Source organism: Streptomyces sp. NPDC033131, assembly GCF_055578365.1.
Genome location: NZ_JBVIPA010000031.1, coordinates 18,320 through 36,564, shown reverse-complemented (window position 1 = coordinate 36,564; position 18,245 = coordinate 18,320). Strand labels below are relative to the sequence as shown.

Sequence of the window (18,245 nt, the reverse complement as noted above, 5' to 3'; positions counted from 1 at the left end):
ATAGCCTCGCGCCTCACGAGGGCCACGATCGTAGCCATTTTTTGCATGGCCAGAACAATGGCCAAAGCCGGGGTCACGGAACGTGAATCCCTTATGAGACAGCATGGTTGACGTACAGTCACCCCAACAAGCGCTTCGGGCATATTCCAGCGCGAAGGAGTACCCGTGCGCCATACTGTGCGACGCTCGTCGAGGGAAGTCGAACAAGCAGGGGCCGACGGCCTTCCTGCCCTGCGAACAGCGGCGCGCACCGCCGGATCCGGAGCCGCCTCGAAGGCGGCACCGGCATGGCTCGTGCCCGGAACCATTCGCATCCCACACAAGGTACCGGAGCGACCGACCGACTCCGGGACGTGACGAGTCACACCTAGGACACAACCCGATATCAACGCTCCGTGATTCCGGTATGCCACAATCCGCGACATCCGTCCCGGCCGCCTCGGCGACACCCCAGCCCACTCCGCCTCTCCGCCGCTCAGGCGAGCAGATCGGCCGCGAGCGCCTCCTCACTCTCCGTGTTCGTGCCGCCACGTTGAGCCCTCACCCACGCCCGTTTCAGATGCAGGTGCACCTCGCTCTCCCAGGTGAAGCCCATTCCGCCGTGGACCTGGAGACAGTCCCGGGTGCCGAGCACGGCGGCCTCGTCGGCGAGCAGCCGGGCCGCCGCGATGTCCACCGGGTCGGCGGTGACGGCCGCCGCGTACACCGCCGCCCGGGCCACCTCCGCCCGCACCAGCATCTCGGCGCACAGGTGCTTGACGGCCTGGAAGGCCCCGATCGGCCGCCCGAACTGCTCACGCGTCCGGGCGTGTTGCGCGGCCAGCTCGCACGCGCGCGTGGCGGTGCCGAGCTGCTCGGCGGCGGTGAGGAGGACGGCGACGGGATCCGGGGAGCCCAATGCGGGGGCAGGGTCCCCGGCGCGCCCGGTGCCGACGGGGGCCGGGGAGGCCTCGGCGGCCACCCGGTGCAGCGGCGTCAGCGGATCGACCGACCGCACGGGCACGGCCCCGGACGCCTCTCCGCGTACGACGTCCGCCTCCGCCAGCCACTCCACCAGGCCCCCGTCGACGGCGGCCACGACCACCTCTCCCGACGCCGCCCCCGGCACGCTGCCCGCCGCGAGATGGGTGGCCACCAGCGGCCCGGGCAGCAGCACCCGCCCCGCCTCCTCGAAGGCCAACGCCGCCTCGGGCAGCCCTAGTCCGACCCCGCCGTCCGCCTCCGGCAGCCGCAGCGCGAAGAACCCGGCCGCGCCGAGCTCCCGCCACAGTGCGCGGTCCAGCCCCGGTGCCGCCACGGCCGCCCACAGCGCCTCGCGGTCGAAACGGCGTGCGAGCAGCTGCCGTACGCCGTCCCGCAGGGCTCGCTGGTCGTCCGTCAGCCTGAAACGCACGTCATCGCCCCTTCGGCAGTCCGAGGATCCGCTCGGCCACGATGTTCCGCTGGATCTGCGAGGTCCCGGCGGCGATGGTGTACGACAGCGACGACAGCCGGTCGAGCACCCACGGCCGGTCGAGGTCGAGGCGGTCGGGGCCCAGGACGTCGGCGGCGGCGTCGTAGAGCCGCTGGCGGGCCTGCGAGTACCGCAGCTTGAAGACCGAGCCCCCCACGCCCGGTACGCCGCCGCTCGCCTCGGCCTCGCTCACGTTCCACTGCGTGAGCCGCCACAGGGCGCGGAACTCGGCTTCCAGCCGGCCCAGCCGTCGCCGGAGGGCGGGATCGTCCCAGCGCCCGTTCGCGCGTGCCGTGCGGGCGAGTTCGCGAAGTACGCGCCGGCAGGCCACGACCTCGCCCACGAAGGCGGTGCCGCGTTCGAAGGACAGCGTCACCATGGTCACCCGCCAGCCGTCGTTCTCGTCGCCGACCCGGTTCGCGACGGGCACCCGCACCTCGTCTAGGAACACCTCGGCGAACTCGGCCGACCCGGCGAGGGTCCTGAGCGGCCGAACGGTGATCCCCGGGGCGTCCATCGGCAGGGCGAGCCAGGTGATGCCCCGGTGCTTCGGCGCGTGGGGGTCGGTCCGCACCAACAGTTCGCACCAGTCGGCGACTTCGGCGTGCGAGGTCCAGATCTTGGAACCGGTCACCACGTAGTCGTCGCCGTCCCGGCACGCGCGCGTGCGCAGCGCCGCGAGGTCACTGCCGGCGTCCGGTTCGCTGAAGCCCTGGCACCAGACCTCCTCGCCCCGCAGCACGGGCGGCAGCCAGCGTGCCCGCTGCCCGGGCGTTCCCTCGGCGGCGATCGTCGGCCCGGCGTGCAGCAGTCCGACGAAGTTGGCGCCCACGTAGGGCGCGCCGGCCTTCTCGGTCTCCTCCAGGAAGATCAGGTGCTGGGTCGGGGTGACGCCCTGTCCGCCCGCGTCGACGGGCCAGTGCAGTCCGGCGTACCCGGCGTCGTGGAGCATGCGCTGCCAGCCGAGGTCGTAGGCGCGGCGCCCGGGCCAGTCGTCGGGCGACGGCTTCGGCGGCAGGCTGGGCAGCGCCTTCGCCAGCCACTCCTTCAGCCGCGCCCGGAACTCCTCCTCGTCGGGCGAGTGGGCGAGATCCACCAGCGGCCTCCCGGGCAGTCACCTGACGCTCCATCAGATACGACTCCCGGGAAGGCTAGCCCCGTGCCTCTGGACCGACAAGGCACCGAGCCCTACGCTCTGCGCACCATCTGACTGTCCGTCAGCTTCACTGGGGGCCGTTGTGAACGACACCGCCCACGCGCTCGGCGCGTCCCGCACCCTCTGGGACCTGGTCAGCCGCCGCGCCGACCTCACCCCCGACCGCCCGGTCCTCCTCCAGGAGGAGCGCGCGCTGACCTTCGGAGAGCTGCGCGACCGGTCCGAGCGGGTCGCGGCGGGGCTGTACGGCCTCGGCGTACGCCCCGGCACGGTCGTCGCCTGGCAGCTGCCCACCCGCATCGAGACGGCCGTGCTGTCCTTCGCGCTGGCCCGCCTGGGCGCCGTACAGAGCCCGGTGATCCCGTTCTACCGGGACCGCGAGGTCGCCTTCGCGCTGCGCGAGTCGAAGGCGGAGTACTTCGCGGTGCCGGGCGAGTGGCGCGGCTTCGACCACACGGAGATGGCGCGGCGGCTCGGCGCGAAGGGGATCATCGAGGCGTACGACCGCCTGCCCGACGGCGACCCGTCCGCGCTGCCCCCGCCGCCCGCCGAGGGCACCTCGGTCCGCTGGATCTACTGGACCTCGGGCACCACCTCGTCCCCCAAGGGCGTACTGCACACCGACCGTTCGCTGCTCGCGGGCGGCTCCTGCCTCGCCCACGCGCTCCGTCCCTCCGCCTCCGACGTCGGCTCGATCGCCTTCCCCTACGCCCATATCGGGGGCCCGGACTACATGGTGATGCTGCTGCTGTACGGCTTCCCGGCGGTGCTCTTCGAGCAGTTCGCGCTGCCGGACGCGCTGGAGGGGTACCGCAGGCACGGGGTGACGATGGCGGGCGGGTCGACGGCGTTCTACTCGATGTTCCTGACCGAGCAGCGGAAACAGCCTGGCACTCCCGTCATTCCCTCCCTGCGGCTGCTCGCGGGCGGCGGGGCGCCCAAGCCGCCGGAGGTGTACCACGCCGTCGTACGGGAGATGGGGGCGCAGCTGACCCACGGGTACGGCATGACCGAGGTGCCGATGATCACGATGGGGGCGCCGGACGACACCCCGGAGATGCTGGCGACGACGGAGGGACGGCCGCCCGAGGGGATGGAGATACGGATCGTGGACGGGGAGGTGCGGTTGCGCGGGGAGGCCGTGTGCCGGGGGTACCTGGATCCCGCCCAGACCGCCGAGGCCTTCGACGAGGAGGGGTTCCTGCGCACCGGGGACCTCGGGCGCCTGACGGACACCGGCCATCTGGTCCTCACCGGGCGGCTCAAGGACGTCATCATCCGCAAGGGCGAGAACATCTCGGCGCAGGAGATCGAGGACCTGCTGCACCGGCATCCGGGCGTCGGGGACGTGGCCGTGATCGGGCTGCCGGACGCGGAGCGCGGGGAGCTGGTCTGCGCCGTGGTCGAGGCGGCGCAGCGGCCTTCGGCGGCCGAGGAACTGACCCTGGACGCGGTGACCTCGTACCTGCGCGCGGAAGGGCTGTCGACGCACAAGCTGCCGGAGCGGCTGGAGGTGGTGGACGCCCTTCCGCGGGGCGAGACCCTGCGGAAGGTGCTCAAGTACAAGCTCCGGGAGCGTTTTTCAGGTCCACCCGGGACGTGAGGCCGCGGTCACTCCGGGACGGTGAAGTACCGCGCGAAGGCGGTCACGATCTCGCTCTCGACGACCTTGCCGTCACCGTCCGCGTCGAGTGCCCTCGCGGCGGTCTCCGCGATGTCCTGCGGGACGCCCAGGATCCTGAGCACGCGCGCGGTGTCCTCGACGGTGGCCGCGCCGTCCCCGTCCGGGTCGGCGACGGCGAGCGCCGCGTGCAGGAAGGGGCGGGCGATCTCGGCGAAACCCTCGGGGTTGTCACGCAGGCGCTTGACCGCGCCGCCCACGAACTCCTCGCGGGTGATGCGCTGGTCACCGTCCCGGTCCGCTATGCCGGCCATGCCCTGCCAGAAGGCCTCGGCACCGAGGTACAGGGCCTGTCCCTTGTCGGAGCGGGCCGCCGTGCCGAACTCCGTGAGCAGTGCCTTGGCCGCCACGTTGAAGTCGCCGCGGTCGATGTAGCCGTTGCCGTCCTGGTCGAAGGTGGCGAACCGGGCGGCGATCCTGCGCTCGTACTCGCTGCTGACCATGTCTTCTCGTGCCGCCTTACGTGACGTGTGGGTGCATCTGGCACGGAGCGTACGACGTGGAAGGCCCTCCGGGCGCGGGAAAGCGACCCTTGTGCCAAGACCGGGGGAATTTTGGGACAACGGTGTGGCACAGGCGTACGACCCGGCGTCACGCCGAGAGCGGGTCGGCCTCCGTGCTCACCGCCGAGTCGAGGTCCGGGTGGACGTCGAACAGCCGGCGGACGCCGAGTGCGCCCAGGACTCTGTTGACGTGGGAGCCGTCCTCCGCGCCCCGGGCCGGGAGGATCAGGCGGAGTTGCCCCTGACAGGAGCGGATGAGGCGGCGCGAGGCGATGAGGACGCCGACGCCGCTGGAGTCGCAGAAGAAGACCTCGGAGAGGTCGAGGACGATGCTGTGGCCGCCCTCGGCGATCACGTCGTGCACCCGCTGACGCAGCACGGGCGACGTCACCAGGTCCAGCTCGCCTGTCACTTGGAGCACGGCCCACTCGCCGTGCCCACCTCCGGTCACATTGAACGCCACCACCATGCCCTTCGCTCGCCGGAAAGCAAACGGAAGTCGTCCCTACGCTTCCTTGCAGCGCGGCTGCCCAGCGGCCGTTCCCTGAAACCCGGGCCCAGAAACGGGAAGAAGGCGAAAGAGGCTTGTTTCCGTCGTATTCGATCCTGTTCGATCAGGTCTGACCGACCGATGCGGGGGTAGGTGCCGCCAAGGTCCCCGCAAAGCCCACCGCAAAGGTCCACTACCACCTGGCGGCCGACGGGGGCGCGCATTGGAACAAAGGGGCGTGCACGGCCGGAGGTGCCGACTACATTCGAGGAGACGGTGGGCGCAGGCTTGACACAGACACAAGCCGGGACACAGGCAGACCGAGGGGGCCGTATGGCGAAGAAGGACGCACCGCCCCGCTGGGACCGCAAGATGCAGCAGCGGCTCGCACGCGGTGAGGCGGCCGCCCTCGGCGAGCTCTACGACCGCTTCGCCTCCCTCGTGCACGGCCTCGCCCACCGCGTGCTCGGCGACGAACGCGCCGCCGACGGCATCACCCGCGAGGTCTTCACCCACGTCTGGGAGCACCCCGACGCCTACGACCCCAAGCAGGGCCCCCTGCGCACCTGGGTGGCCACCCTGACCCACCGCCTCGCCGTGCAGCGGCTGCGGGCCACCGAGACCGCCGCCCTGACCCGGGACGGCCACGGCACCGCCGAGGACCTGGAGCGCAAGGTCCGCCACGCCTCGGTCGCCGCCCGCGCCGACTACATCGTCCAGTCCATGCCCGCGCCCCTGCGTGCCGCCCTGGAACTGGCCTACTTCCAGCGCCGCGACTACCGCCAGACCGCCGCCGACCTCGGCGTCACCGAGGACGAGGCCCGCCGCCGGCTCCGCCTCGGCCTGCAGCTGCTGTCCACCGCCCACGACGCCGGAGCGCCCGGGGCACCCCCCGGGTACGGGGGTGCGGCATGAGCGGAACGGACCGGTTCGAGGCCTACGACGAGCACGACGACGAGGGAGAGGCAGGACAGGAAGGCCGGGAAGGCGGCGACGGCTCCCGCAAGCCCGACGACGACCTGCCGGACGACACGTCCGACGGCAAGCCCGATGACAAGGGCGACGACAAGGGCGACGGCCAAGGACCCGACCAGGCAGGCGACCCGGGCGCACACGGCGGCCCGGCAGGGCCCGGCGACGACTCCGGCGCTCGCCCCGCTCCCGGCGGCGCCCCCGCTCCCGGCCGGGCGCCCCGCATACCCATGCCCCGTGCCTCCGTCGAGGACGGCGACCGGCCGCTGCCCGCGCCGGCGGAACCGGCGCCCGCCCCGCCGCTCGTCCTGGAGCACCACGTCCTCAAGGCGCTCCTCGGAGCGTGGGCGCTGGCCGCCTGCTCGCCGGAGGAGACCATGGCCGTCGAAGAACACCTCGGCGACTGCGGAAGCTGCGCGGACGAGGCCCTGCGCCTGCGGGAGGCGGTCGGCCTGCTGCAGCGCCCCGAGAGCCTCGACCTCGACCCCGGCCTGCGCACCCGCGTCCTGGACGGCTGCCTCGACCGGCGCCCGCCGCGCATCCCGGTGCCCGTCTGGGCGACGCCGTACGACGCCGAGACGGCCCGCCTGGACGCCCTGCTCCAGGACATAGGCGACGCCGAGTGGCACGCGCCCGTGCGGCTGCGCTGGTTCGAGGCCGACGAGGCGACGAGCCGTCGTACCACCGTCGCCGGGGTCATCGCGCACCTGCTCACCGTCGACGGGCTGGTCGCGCTCGCCCTCGGCCTCGACGACCCGCTGGGCGAGATCACCGCGGACGCGCCGACACCGGCCGCGCGGACCGAGGCGTACTGGCGGGCCTCGCACTTCCCGCCGACCCGTTCGGTGCGGATGCCCTGGCGGGCGCAGAGCCACGAGCTGGTGCGCACGGTGTCGTTCACCGGCGGGGACACCTCCCGCGCGGATGGCACCGGGCCCGGGGCAGGCGGCGGCAGGCTGGCGGTCCCGTACGGCGCCTTCGAACTGCCGCTGCACGACGCGATGCTGGACCGCGCCTTCGAGTGCTGGGTCCACGCGGAGGACATCGCCGAGGCGGTGGACTACCCGTACGGCCCGCCGTCCCCGCGCCACCTCAACCGCATGATCGACCTCGCGGCCCGCATGCTGCCCACCGTGCTGGCCGTCCGCCGCCGGACCGGGCTGGCCGCACCCGCCCCCGGCCGGCACCTCGTACCGGTCGGCGAGCCGGGCCGCAGCCTGCGCCTGGAGATCGAGGGACACGGCGGCGGCGAGTGGCTGATCCCCCTGGACTCCCCCGGCGCGGTGGGCTCCGCCGAGCACGAGGTCGCCCATGTCGCCCTGGACGGCGTGGAGTTCTGCCGGCTTGCGGCGGGCCACGTGTCTCCTGCGGAGGCCGCAGCGGGACAGCTGGGTGACCGGGAGGCGATCAGGGACGTGCTGTTCGCGGCGGCGAGCTTGAGCCGGATGTAGGGGCGGGTTGCCGGCCCTCAAAGGCCGGCCGGCTGGTCCTACCTCAAGGGGCGCGGGGAACTGCGCGACCAGCCCCCACGCACCCGCACCCGCCCCGGAACAGAACCCCTCGAGCTCCTAGGCGAAAACAACCGTCCGGCGGCCGTTGAGCAGAATCCTGTGCTCCGCGTGCCACTTCACGGCCCGCGCCAGCGCCTGGCACTCCACGTCCCGCCCGATCGCGACGAGCTGGTCCGGCGTCACGCCGTGGCCGACCCGCTCGACCTCCTGCTCGATGATCGGCCCCTCGTCGAGGTCGGCGGTCACGTAGTGCGCGGTGGCGCCGATCAGCTTCACACCGCGCGCGTGCGCCTGGTGGTACGGCTTCGCGCCCTTGAAGCTCGGCAGGAAGGAGTGGTGGATGTTGATGATCCGGCCGTTGAGCTGCTTGCACAGGTCGTCGGAGATGACCTGCATGTAGCGGGCGAGGACGACCAGCTCGACGTTCTCCTCGCGCACGATCTCCAGCAGCCGCGCCTCGGCCTGCGCCTTCGTGTCCTTGGTCACCGGAATGTGGTGGAAGGGGATGTCGTACGACCCCACGAGCTCGGCGAAGTCCGTGTGGTTGGACACCACGGCGGCGATCTCCACCGGAAGGGCGCCGATCCGGCAGCGGAAGAGCAGGTCGTTCAGGCAGTGGCCGAACTTGCTGACCATCAGCACGATGCGCATCGTGTCGTCGGCCCGGTGGAGCTGCCAGTCCATGTGGAAGGCGTCACCGATCGCCGCGAAACTGGCCCGCAGCTTGTCCACGGTCACCGGCGCCTCCGCCGAGAAGTGGACCCGCATGAAGAACAGTCCCGTGTCGTGGTCACCGAACTGCTGACTGTCCTCGATGTTGCACCCGGTCATGAAGAGGTAGCTCGACACGGCGTGCACGATGCCCTTCTTGTCAGGGCAGGAGAGGGTGAGGACGTACTGGTCGGCGGGAGCGGCGGCTTGGCTGGACTGCGCGTTCATGCAGCACAGGGTCCCATATCCGGCTCCGGGACCGTCCCGCCGTCTCGCTACGCAGACCGCGTCAGGATCCGCAGCACCTCGAGCGTGCGCGGCGGCGCGTCCGGGTCCTCGCCGTCGGCCGCCGCCATCCGTACGTGCGCGTCACGCGCCGCCCGTACCGCGTCCGGCCAGCCCTCGTGGTCGACGTAGACGGAGACCGGGGCGTCCGGTCCGACCTGGTGCATGATCCGCAGCACCCGCAGGACGGCGGTGTCGACGAGGGCCGCCTCCTGGGAGTCCCGGAAGATCGTGCCGACGTACTTCTCGGCGGACCAGTTGTCCAGCCAGGTGTCCTCGACCAGGCGGTACACGGCGTCGGTGACGTCCCCGTACCCCTCGGCACCGGCCAGCCAGACGTTCTGCTGGAACGCCGGATCGGAGAGCATGTGCAGCGCGGAGCGCACATTGGTGCGCCAGCGCCACCAGGGCATGTCGTTCTGAGGCATGTCGCCCATGGTGGACGAGCGACGGCCGCGACGGGAAGAGTTCTCCGAACCTTGCACGGTCGTCGATCGTACGTTCCGCTCCTCAGGGACCTCACCTGACCCCGCTGTTCACCCGTACGTCACCCATCCATAACCAAGGGTCACTCCCGGGTTAGTGATGTGACGGAAGCGTGTGTGCCCATGACAGGCAGGCGACGCATCCGCAGCACCCTCCTCCCCATGTCCACCCGGCCCGGCAGAGCCACCGCCCTGGCCGTGGGGGCACTGGTGGCCTGCGCGTCGCTGACGGCCGGTTGCGGGGTCGTCCCCGGCGCCACGGGGGGTTCCGGGGCCGACCCGATCAAGGTCATGACCTGGGCCCCGCAGGAAACCGACGCGACCAACAAGCCCGGCATGCCCGCCTTCGCACAGGCCTACGCCCGTTGGATCAACGACCAGGGCGGCATCAACGGCCGCAAGATCACCGTCCTGACCTGCAACGACCGCAACGACAGCGTGGCCGCGGCGAGGTGCGCCCGGCGCGCGGTCAAGGAGGAGGTCGACGCCGTGGTCGGCTCCTACAGCCAGCACAGCGACTCCTTCTTCCCGCCCCTGGAAGGCGCGGGCATCCCCTACATCGGCGGCTACGGCGTCACCACCGACGAGTTCACCAGCCCCCTCTCCTACCCCGTGAACGGCGGCGCGCCCACCCTCCTGGCCGGCCTCGGCAAGGCGCTTGCCCCGAGCTGCGGGCCCGTGACCTTCGTCCGGCCCGACACCATCGCCGGCGACGAACTGCCGGTGCTGCTCGACTCCGGCCTGACGGCGGGCGGGCACCCGGCCGCCGAGGACCTGCGGGCGCCGGAGGACGCCACCCAGTACTCGGAGCAGTCGGAACGGGCCCTGCAGAGCTCCACCACCGACACGGCGAAGAAGGGGTGCGTGGTCCCCGCGATCGGCGACCGCACCGGAACCTTCATGGACTCCTTCCGGCGCGCCCGCGAGGACTACCCGCAGGTGCGCACCGGCACCGTCCTCGGCAGCGTCGACCAGACGGTGATCGACGCCTCCGGCGGGCAGTCCGGGCCGTACGAGGGGTCGTACATCACCGGCTGGTACCCGGTGGAGACCGACGCCCGCTGGGACGCGATGAAGAAGGTCATCAGCGAGAAGGCCTTCGGCGACAACCGGATCGACCCCGCGGACGCCGGTGTGCAGACCACCTGGATCGCCTACACGGTGCTCAGGGCTGCCGTCGAGTCGCTCGGCGACGACGAGGTGAGCGCCGACTCCGTGCGCAGGGCCCTGGACAACGGGCTCGAGGTGGACACGGACGGGCTGACGCCGACCCTCCGCTGGGAGTTCCAGGCCCGGCTGGCGTCCGTCGGCTTCCCGCGCCTGGTCAACACCGAGGTGACCCTGCAGGTCGTACGGTCCGGGCGGCTGGTGTCGGCGAAGAAGGGCTTCACGGACGTGACGGCCACGCTGAAGGACGCCAAGCTGAGCTGAGTGAGCTGAGCCGAGCCGAGTGAGCCGGCTGAGGGGCCGTAGCCCCTCAGCCGCGGGCCCGGTTCACAGCTGGGTCGGCTGGCGCTCCGTCAGGCCGTACTGCTTCGCGATCGTGTTCCACAGCCCGGCCGCCCGGGTCTTCTCGGCGCTGGCGGTGCCGCTCGCCCGGTTGCCGGCCTGGGTCTGGGCGGTGGTGCGCGCCTGCCCCTTCCTGCAGCCCTTCTTGCCGGCCGCCTGGTCGGCCCACGCCGCGTAGTGGTTGTCGGCCGACGCGGACGCCTTCCACGCCTTGGTGAGAGCGTCGGTCAGCGCCGCGTTGTCGGGCAGCTTGTCGACCGTGAGCCCGGCGAGCCGGGTGACCAGGTCGGTGCGCTGCTGTGCCGCGTCCCGCAGATCCTTGGCCGCCTGGCCGAGGTTCTTGCAGGACTTCACGTCGGACACCGCGTTGATCACCGCGGTGCGGCTGTCACCGCTGTCCGCCAGCAGCTTGTCCAGCGCCACGGCCTGCTCCCGGGCCGGGTCGGCCGACGGCGAGGCCGACTCCTGGGTCGCGGGAGCCGTCGCCGAGACGGTCTGCTTCTTGTCGCCCTTGTCGTCGTCGCTCCCGCCACCGGCGAGCAGCGCGCCCGCGCCGATACCGAGGACGACGATGCCGATCCCGACGGCGGCGATCAGCGGCAGCCGCGAGCCTGAACGGCCGCCTCGGCCACCGCCGTCGTACGTGGGGGTCTCGGGCGGACCGGCGTACGACGGCTGCGCGGCCTGCCCGTACGGCGGCTGGGCGCCGGGCGCGGGCTGCTGGAAGCGCGGCATCTGCTGGGTCGCCCCGGCCGGGGCCGCGCCGCCCGGACCCGTGCGGAAGAGGTTGTCGAACTCGGCGGGCGGCTGCCGGTCCCCGCCCGTCTGCCCGGGCACGGGCGCGATGTACTGCGTGGCCTCGGCATCGGGGCCGGACACGGGCGGCAGCGGCCCTGCGGACGGCATCGGACCGGCGGTGGACCGGTGCCCCGCTCCGGCCCGGTGGCCGCCGCCCTGTGGGGCACGCCCCAGGAACTGCGTCGACTCCCCGGGCGACTCGGCGTGCACCTCGGGCGGCAACGCCCCGGGGCCCACCGGCGGTATGTACTGCGTCGCACCCTCGTCGGCGGCCTGCGCGGCCGTGGGCTCCGGATACTGCGCGCCCCCGCCCTCCGCGGCCGCGACGGGCGGGAGGTACTGGGTGGCACCCTCGTCCGCCGGCGGCAGCGGGGCGGCATGCCCGCCGCCACGGTGCATGACAGGCGGAGGGGAGGCGTGCGAGCCACCGCGCCCCTGCGCCGGAAGAGCGGCGTCCGGAACACCGTGCCCTGCGGGCGGCATGGGCGCACCACCGCCGGGAGAGCCGTACGGATCGGCAGCGGGCGGGAGAGGCGCCCCGGCGCCGGAAGCGCCATAAGCGTCGGCCGGCGGCAGGGAGGCATCGTGCGCGGCCGGCTGAGCGGACGGCTGAGACGCCCCCGCGCCAGGAGAGCCGTAGGCGTCAGTGCCGGGCGGGCCGTACTGGCCTGCGGGAGGCGTGGGAGAGCCGTAGGTGTCGGCGCCGTACGCCTGTGATCCGTCGGCCGGCAGGGTGCCGGACGCCGGCTCCCAGGACTGGTCGGGTGAGCGCCACGGCCGGTCGGATGTGCTCGGCCAGCCCTGACCCGGCGGCGGGGCCGGGGCCTGGTGCTGGTCGGGTCCCCACGGCGTGCCCCAGGCCTGACCACCGGCCGGACCGGACGGCGGACCGGACGGCGGACCGGACGGCGACGCGTGACGACCGGAGCCGGTCTGCTGCCCGCCGTACTCGCCTTGGCCGCCGTACTCGCCTGGGCCGCCGTATTCACCTTGGCCGCCGTACGCACCTGGGCCGCCGTGTTCGGCTTGTCGGCCGTACGCGCCTTGCCCGCCTTGGGCGTCCTGGCGGCCGTGTTCGCCCTGACCGCCGTATGCGTTCGGGCCGCCAGGGCCGTTCTGGCCGCCGTACCCGCCGTTCCCTCCGTATCCGCCCGTCATTCCCGGCAGCAGGGGTTCCCCGCCGTCGGAGGGCAGCACGATGCCTTCGCGCGCCTCACGCGGCGAGGGCTCCTCGCCCTGTCCACTCTGCGTCACCGGGACTCCTACGAATGGGGGACCTTCGGAATCGTCGGCTCACGCTACCGGGTCCCCTGAGCCGGGTGCCACGCAGCTCATGACGTGACCTGCGTCCCTGTGACGGCGATAACAGATCACTTTGAGCCCGTGGCAGAACCGGCCCCCATCCGCTGTATACAAGCCCCTTTCGCCTCGGGTGCCTTCGTTTCCCTGCCGTTCACGCTCCGGTACCCGGTGCTGTCACGCCGCGGCCTGAAGGTCCAGCCGCGCCCCGAACTCCCTTACCACCGACTCGTCCCGGTACGGCTCCAGCCGCTGCTGGAAGTCGTCGAGATACTCGGCGCCCCGGTTGGAGCGCAGGGTCTCCAGCAACTCCACCGCTTTCATGCCGGTGTTGCATGCCTGTTCCACCTCCCGCTGCTGCACCTGCGCACTGGCCAGCAGCACGTAGCCGATGGCCCTGCGACGGGCCCGCGACTCCGGGTGCCCGGCCAGCGACTCCCGCGCGCACCGCGCCGCCGCCTCGGCCTGTCCCAGGTCCCGGTGGCAGTGCGCCAACTCGTCGGCGAGGTAGGCCTCGTCGAAGTGCGCGATCCACGCGGGGTCGTCCCCGGCGGACGGGTCCGCCTGCTCCAGCGCCCTCACCGCGCGCCCGGACGCCACCTGGGTCGCCCTCGCGTCGCCCATCAGCGCGTGCCCGCGCGCTTCCGCCGCGCAGAACATCGACTCCGCGCGCGGAGTCACGCGCCCACGCGCGCCCTCCTGTGCCGCCCTCGCCAACTGCGCGATCTCACGCGGGTTTCCGAGCTGTGCGGCGAGGTGGCTCATGGAGGCGGCGAGCACGTATCCGCCGTAGCCACGGTCGCCCGCCGCCTGCGCGAGCCGCAGGGCCTGGATGTAGTAGCGCTGGGCGAGGCCCGGCTGGCCGGTGTCGACGGCCATGTAGCCCGCGAGTTCGGTCAGCCGGGCGACCGCGGCGAAGAGGTCTCGGCCGACCGCCTCCCGGTAGGAGCCGGCCAGCAGTCCGGACACCACGCTGTTGAGGTAGTGCACGACGACCGGGCGCACATGCCCGCTGCCGTACTGGTGGTCCAGGTCGCTCAGGGCCTGGGTCATCGCGCGGACCGCCGCCACGTCGGACGGCCCCACCCGCGGCCCCGCCGAACGCGCCACCTGCGAGTCCGGCGAGGAGATCAGCCAGTCGCGGCTCGGCTCCACCAGCGCGGACGCGGCGACGGAGGAACCGGACAGGAAGTCCCGGCGGCCCACGTCACTGCGCCACAGCTCACACACCTGCTCGATGGCTCCCAGCACCGTCGGCGAGAACTGGAGGCCGACCCCCGAGGCGAGGTTCTTGCCGTTGGCCATGCCGATCTCGTCGATCGTGACCGTACGGCCGAGTTTGCGGCCGAGCGCCTCCGCGATGATCGCCGGGGCGCGTCCGCGTGGCTGCTGTCCGCGCAGCCAGCGCGCCACGGACGTCTTGTCGTAGCGCAGATCGAGACCGTGTTCGGCGCCGCACATGTTGACCCGGCGGGCGAGCCCCGCGTTGGAGCAGCCCGCTTCCTGGATGAGCGCCTGCAACCGTTCGTTCGGCTGCCGCGCGACGAGAGGCCTTGCGGCCATGGCGTACCCCCTGTGGCTGCGGTGCCTGCCCACGCACCGAGTTGACGTGTCTTCCACCGAAAATTTCCGGCCGTGAAGATCAATGCCCCGCCAAGAGAGCGAAAATGCGAGGCATGCGAGGATTGCCGGGGTAAAGGCGGATGCCGCCCCCACACCTGGCTACCCAGCTCACGCCTCGCTTCCTCCTGCGCGCCCCCGCACATGCATCCATGCGCCCCAGATGCGGAACCGATGCTCCTCCCCCGCGCGCGCTACGCCCGTAACCCGAGGTGAGCGCGGGAGTTGTGTTCAGCGTGGAAGAGACGATCGCGGGCACCGAAGCCGTTCAGATTCCGAAGCAGCGCGGGGAATCGCTGCTGGAGACAGCCGTACGCTACGCCGAGGAGCGCCACTGGGACGTCTTTCCCGGCACCTGGCTGGAAGCCGTCGAAGGGGTGCAGTGCTGCTCGTGCGGCGACGCCGCGTGCGCCGTACCCGGCGCGCATCCGGCGCGCGAGGACTGGGCGACGCAGGCGACCGGCAGTGCGACCGTCGCCCGGCGGATGTGGCAGAAGCAGCCGACGGCGTCCATCATGCTGCCGACGGGGCGTACGTTCGATGCGATCTCCGTCCCGGAGACGGCGGGGTTCCTCGCGCTGGCGCGGATGGAGCGCATGGAGCTGACGCTGGGGCCGGTGACGTTGACGCCGGACCGGCGGATGCAGTTCTTCGTGCTGCCGGGGGCCTCGGTGAAGGTGCCGGAGCTGGTGCGGAAGCTGGGCTGGTCCCCGTCGTCGCTCGATCTCGTCGCACTGGGTGAGGGCGAGTACGTCGCCGGGCCGCCCACCCGGTTCGGGTCCCGGGGGGCCGTGCAGTGGGCCTGTCGCCCCACGCCGGCGAACCGGTGGCTGCCGGACGCCGAGGAGTTGATCTCGCCGCTCGCCTATGCGTGTGGGCGGGACCGGTAGTTCCGCGGCCGCGGGTGTGCCGTGGCCTGTCGCGCCCACGCGGCGGAGCCGCACATCGGGCGCAGTCCCGCGCCCGTCGGCCAGGTTGTCCCGCCGTATGGTGCATCCATGACGTCGGAAGCAGTGACGGGCGCAGCGGCCGTGCGGGTGCGGGGGCTCTGGAAGCGGTTCGGGCAACAGGTCGCCGTGGCCGGGATCGATCTGGATCTGCCCGCCGGGAAGTTCATCGGGCTCGTCGGACCCAACGGGGCCGGGAAGACCACCACGCTCTCCATGATCACCGGACTGCTCCGGCCCGACCACGGGTCCGTCGAGGTCGTCGGGCACGACGTGTGGCGGGATCCGGTGGAGGTGAAGGCGCGGATCGGGGTGCTGCCGGAGGGGCTGCGGCTGTTCGAGCGGCTGTCGGGGCGTGAACTGCTCGCCTACTCGGGGCGGTTGCGCGGACTGCCCGGCGCCGAGGTCGACAAGCGGGTCACCCAGCTCCTCGACGTCCTCGACCTGGCGGGCGCGCAGCACAAGCTCGTCGTCGACTACTCGACCGGCATGCGCAAGAAGATCGGGCTCGCCGCCGCGCTCCTCCACAACCCCGAAGTGCTGTTCCTCGACGAGCCGTTCGAGGGCGTCGACCCGGTGTCCGCGCAGACCATCCGGGGTGTGCTGGAGCGTTACACCGCCTCGGGCGCCAGCGTCGTCTTCTCCTCCCACGTCATGGAGCTCGTCGAGTCGCTGTGCGACTGGGTCGCGGTGATGGCCGCGGGCCGCATCCGCGCCCAGGGAACGCTCGCCGAGGTCCGCGGTGACGCGCCGACCCTGCAACGGGCCTTCCTGGAACTCGTCGGCGCGAACGGCCGCGACACCGGCTCCCACCTCGACTGGCTGGGCGGCGGGACGGCCCGATGAGCACCGTGACGACCTCCCTCACCCCTGTCGTCGTCCGGCTGAAGCTGTCGCTGCTGCGCAACGGGCTCCGGCAGTCCAGTGGCCGGCGGGCCGCCTATGTCGCCTCGGTCGTCGCCGTACTCCTCGTCTCCGCGGCCCAGCTGATCGGCCTGATCGCGCTGCGCGGGCACGCGCACGCCGAGTCCGTGGTGGTGCTGCTCGTCGCGCTGCTGGCGGCCGGCTGGGCCGTGATGCCGCTGTTCTTCCCCGGCGGCGACGAAACCCTCGACCCCACCCGCCTGGTGATGCTGCCGCTGCGGCCCCGCCCCCTGGTGCGGGCGCTGCTCGTGTCCTCGCTGGTCGGCATCGGGCCGCTGTTCACGCTGTGCATGCTGGCCGGTTCCGTCGTGTCGGTCGCGCACGGCGGTGTGGCGTACGTCGTCGGAGTCGTCGGTGCCGTCCTCGCGCTCCTGGTCTGCGTGGCGCTCGCGCGGGCCGTCGCCGCGGCCAACCTGCGGCTGCTGACCAGCCGCAAGGGCCGGGATCTCGCGGTGCTGAGCGGCCTGGTCATCGCGGTCGGGGCGCAGGTCGTCAACTTCGGTGCGCAGCGGCTGGGTTCCGGTGGTCTCGGCCAGCTGGACGGGCCGGCCGACGTGCTGAAGTGGGTGCCGCCCGCATCCGCGATCGGAGCGGCGGACTCCGCGAGCGAGGGGTCGTACGGCGTCGCCGTCCTCCAGCTCGCCCTGACCGCCGCCGCCCTGGTGGCCCTGGTCGCCGTCTGGTCGCGGCATCTGACCCGGCTGATGACCGCGCCGGACGGCTCCACGCTCCAGTCCGCCGACTCCGGGGCCCGCGAGCGGACCTCGACCGGCCTGTCCCGGCTGCTGCCCGCCGGTCGCACCGGCACGGTCATGGAACGCAGCCTCCGCTATGTGTGGCGCGACCCCAAGACCAAGGCGGCCTGGGTGACGTCGCTGGCCATCGGTCTGATCGTGCCGGTGTTCAACGCCCTGCAGGGCAGCGGCTCGATCTACTTCGCCTGCTTCGCCGCCGGGATGCTGGGCGTGCAGATGTACAACCAGTTCGGCCAGGACACCTCCGCGTTCTGGATGGTCGCGCTGACGATCTCCTCGACCCGGGACGCCTACGTCGAACTGCGCGCCCGCGCGCTCGCCCTGCTGGTGATCACCCTGCCGTACGCCACCCTGGTGACCGTCCTGACGACGGCCCTGCTCGACGACTGGCCGAAGCTGCCCGAGGTGCTCGGGCTGTCCTTCGCGCTGCTCGGCGCGATGCTCGCGACCGGCGCGTGGACCTCCGCCCGCTTCCCGTACTCCATCCCGCAGGAGGGCTACAAGAACGTGGCCCCCGGGCAGTCCGGGCTCGCCTTCATGGCCATCCTGGGCGGCATGGTCTCGGCGTCCCTGCTCTGCGCCCCCGTCATCGCCGGGACGATCTGGCTGAACGTCAGCGAGGGCGGCGACCAGTGGAGCTGGCTGCTGCTGCCGGTGGGCACGGTCTACGGAGCCGCGATCACGGAGGCGGGGCTGCGGCTGGCGGCCCCACGCACGGCTCGACAGCTGCCGGAAATCCTGACGGCGGTCAGCAAGGGGTGAGTCCGACGGGCCGGAGCCCGGAAGCGCGCCCCTGGGCAGGCCCTTGGGCGGAGCCCGAGAGACTGGCGTCGGTCACACCCCCCAGGGGCGCGGGGAACTGCGCGACCAGCCCCCGAGCACCCGCACACGGCGTCGGCCCGCCGGGCCTTAGGACCCAGTCCGGGGCGAGGCCCTGGGCAGGCCCTTCGGCGGGGCCTGGGCGGAGCCCGAGAAACTGACGTCGGTCACACCCCCAGGGGCGCGGGGAACTGCGCGACCAGCCCCCGAGCACCCGCACACGGCACACGCCGTCGGCCCGCCGGGCCTTAGGACCCAGTCCGGGGCGAGGCCCTGGGCAGGCCCTTCGGCGGGGCCTGGGCGGAGCCCGAGAAACTGACGTCGGTC

Annotated in this window: 16 protein-coding genes; 8 read left to right on the top strand and 8 right to left on the bottom strand. The window is 72.5% G+C overall.

From position 1 onward, the window contains the following. Positions 1-475: 475 nt before the first annotated feature. Together ACZ5XS_RS31825 and ACZ5XS_RS31820 are read right to left on the bottom strand one after the other, a co-directional pair. Positions 476-1,393 (bottom strand): acyl-CoA dehydrogenase family protein, encoded by a 918-nt coding sequence (locus tag ACZ5XS_RS31825; protein WP_468657141.1) that lies wholly within the window; start codon positions 1,391-1,393, stop codon positions 476-478. 1 nt (position 1,394) lies between these two features. Then, positions 1,395-2,549 carry an acyl-CoA dehydrogenase family protein gene (locus ACZ5XS_RS31820; RefSeq protein WP_468657139.1) on the bottom strand — a complete coding sequence of 385 codons (1,155 nt, stop codon included), beginning with the start codon at positions 2,547-2,549 and terminating at the stop codon, positions 1,395-1,397. Positions 2,550-2,691: 142 nt separating this feature from the next. Between ACZ5XS_RS31820 and ACZ5XS_RS31815 the strand changes: the two genes are divergently transcribed. Then, a complete protein-coding gene (locus ACZ5XS_RS31815) occupies positions 2,692-4,212 on the top strand; it encodes a class I adenylate-forming enzyme family protein (protein ID WP_468657137.1) in 1,521 nt (506 codons plus the stop codon). Positions 4,213-4,220: 8 nt separating this feature from the next. Here the strand turns inward: ACZ5XS_RS31815 and ACZ5XS_RS31810 are convergent, their stop codons facing one another. Continuing rightward, positions 4,221-4,733, bottom strand: coding sequence for an EF-hand domain-containing protein (locus ACZ5XS_RS31810; RefSeq protein WP_217243070.1), 513 nt, complete (start codon positions 4,731-4,733; stop codon positions 4,221-4,223). Between the two features lie 148 nt (positions 4,734-4,881). After that, positions 4,882-5,262 carry an STAS domain-containing protein gene (locus tag ACZ5XS_RS31805; protein WP_468657135.1) on the bottom strand — a complete coding sequence of 127 codons (381 nt, stop codon included), beginning with the start codon at positions 5,260-5,262 and terminating at the stop codon, positions 4,882-4,884. 354 nt (positions 5,263-5,616) lie between these two features. Here ACZ5XS_RS31805 and ACZ5XS_RS31800 point away from each other — a divergent pair, with 354 nt between their 5' ends. Together ACZ5XS_RS31800 and ACZ5XS_RS31795 are read left to right on the top strand one after the other, a co-directional pair. Further along, a complete protein-coding gene (locus ACZ5XS_RS31800; RefSeq protein WP_468657133.1) occupies positions 5,617-6,198 on the top strand; it encodes a sigma-70 family RNA polymerase sigma factor in 582 nt (193 codons plus the stop codon). Further along, positions 6,195-7,706 carry a zf-HC2 domain-containing protein gene (locus ACZ5XS_RS31795; protein ID WP_468657131.1) on the top strand — a complete coding sequence of 504 codons (1,512 nt, stop codon included), beginning with the start codon at positions 6,195-6,197 and terminating at the stop codon, positions 7,704-7,706. Before ACZ5XS_RS31800 ends, ACZ5XS_RS31795 begins: the two co-directional genes overlap by 4 nt. Before the next feature lie 117 nt (positions 7,707-7,823). Here ACZ5XS_RS31795 and purU read toward each other — a convergent pair whose 3' ends face one another. Beyond that, complete coding sequence (purU, locus tag ACZ5XS_RS31790) at positions 7,824-8,705, bottom strand: formyltetrahydrofolate deformylase (RefSeq protein ID WP_468657129.1); 882 nt, start codon at positions 8,703-8,705, stop codon at positions 7,824-7,826. Between the two features lie 47 nt (positions 8,706-8,752). Then, a complete protein-coding gene (locus ACZ5XS_RS31785) occupies positions 8,753-9,199 on the bottom strand; it encodes an SCO4402 family protein (RefSeq protein WP_468657128.1) in 447 nt (148 codons plus the stop codon). Between the two features lie 171 nt (positions 9,200-9,370). Between ACZ5XS_RS31785 and ACZ5XS_RS31780 the strand changes: the two genes are divergently transcribed. Continuing rightward, complete coding sequence (locus tag ACZ5XS_RS31780) at positions 9,371-10,678, top strand: ABC transporter substrate-binding protein (RefSeq protein WP_468657126.1); 1,308 nt, start codon at positions 9,371-9,373, stop codon at positions 10,676-10,678. Positions 10,679-10,741: 63 nt separating this feature from the next. Here the strand turns inward: ACZ5XS_RS31780 and ACZ5XS_RS31775 are convergent, their stop codons facing one another. After that, positions 10,742-12,286 carry a hypothetical protein gene (locus tag ACZ5XS_RS31775; protein ID WP_468657272.1) on the bottom strand — a complete coding sequence of 515 codons (1,545 nt, stop codon included), beginning with the start codon at positions 12,284-12,286 and terminating at the stop codon, positions 10,742-10,744. Between the two features lie 183 nt (positions 12,287-12,469). Between ACZ5XS_RS31775 and ACZ5XS_RS31770 the strand changes: the two genes are divergently transcribed. Continuing rightward, a complete protein-coding gene (locus ACZ5XS_RS31770) occupies positions 12,470-12,868 on the top strand; it encodes a hypothetical protein (protein WP_468657282.1) in 399 nt (132 codons plus the stop codon). Between the two features lie 162 nt (positions 12,869-13,030). Here the strand turns inward: ACZ5XS_RS31770 and ACZ5XS_RS31765 are convergent, their stop codons facing one another. Beyond that, the gene (locus ACZ5XS_RS31765; RefSeq protein WP_468657124.1) at positions 13,031-14,416 is read right to left on the bottom strand and encodes a transcriptional regulator; all 1,386 of its coding nucleotides are present in this window, start codon (positions 14,414-14,416) and stop codon (positions 13,031-13,033) included. A 284-nt stretch (positions 14,417-14,700) separates the two neighbouring features. Here ACZ5XS_RS31765 and ACZ5XS_RS31760 point away from each other — a divergent pair, with 284 nt between their 5' ends. From ACZ5XS_RS31760 to ACZ5XS_RS31750, 3 genes are all read left to right on the top strand, one after another. Continuing rightward, positions 14,701-15,363, top strand: a complete 663-nt coding sequence (locus ACZ5XS_RS31760) for a bifunctional DNA primase/polymerase (RefSeq protein ID WP_468657122.1) — start codon at positions 14,701-14,703, stop codon at positions 15,361-15,363. A gap of 108 nt (positions 15,364-15,471) precedes the next feature. Further along, the gene (locus tag ACZ5XS_RS31755) at positions 15,472-16,266 is read left to right on the top strand and encodes an ABC transporter ATP-binding protein (protein WP_468657120.1); all 795 of its coding nucleotides are present in this window, start codon (positions 15,472-15,474) and stop codon (positions 16,264-16,266) included. Further along, entirely contained in the window at positions 16,263-17,861 is a 1,599-nt protein-coding gene (locus ACZ5XS_RS31750) for a transporter (protein ID WP_468657118.1), read from the top strand. The genes ACZ5XS_RS31755 and ACZ5XS_RS31750 overlap by 4 nt, the downstream gene beginning before the upstream one ends. Positions 17,862-18,245: the final 384 nt, after the last annotated feature.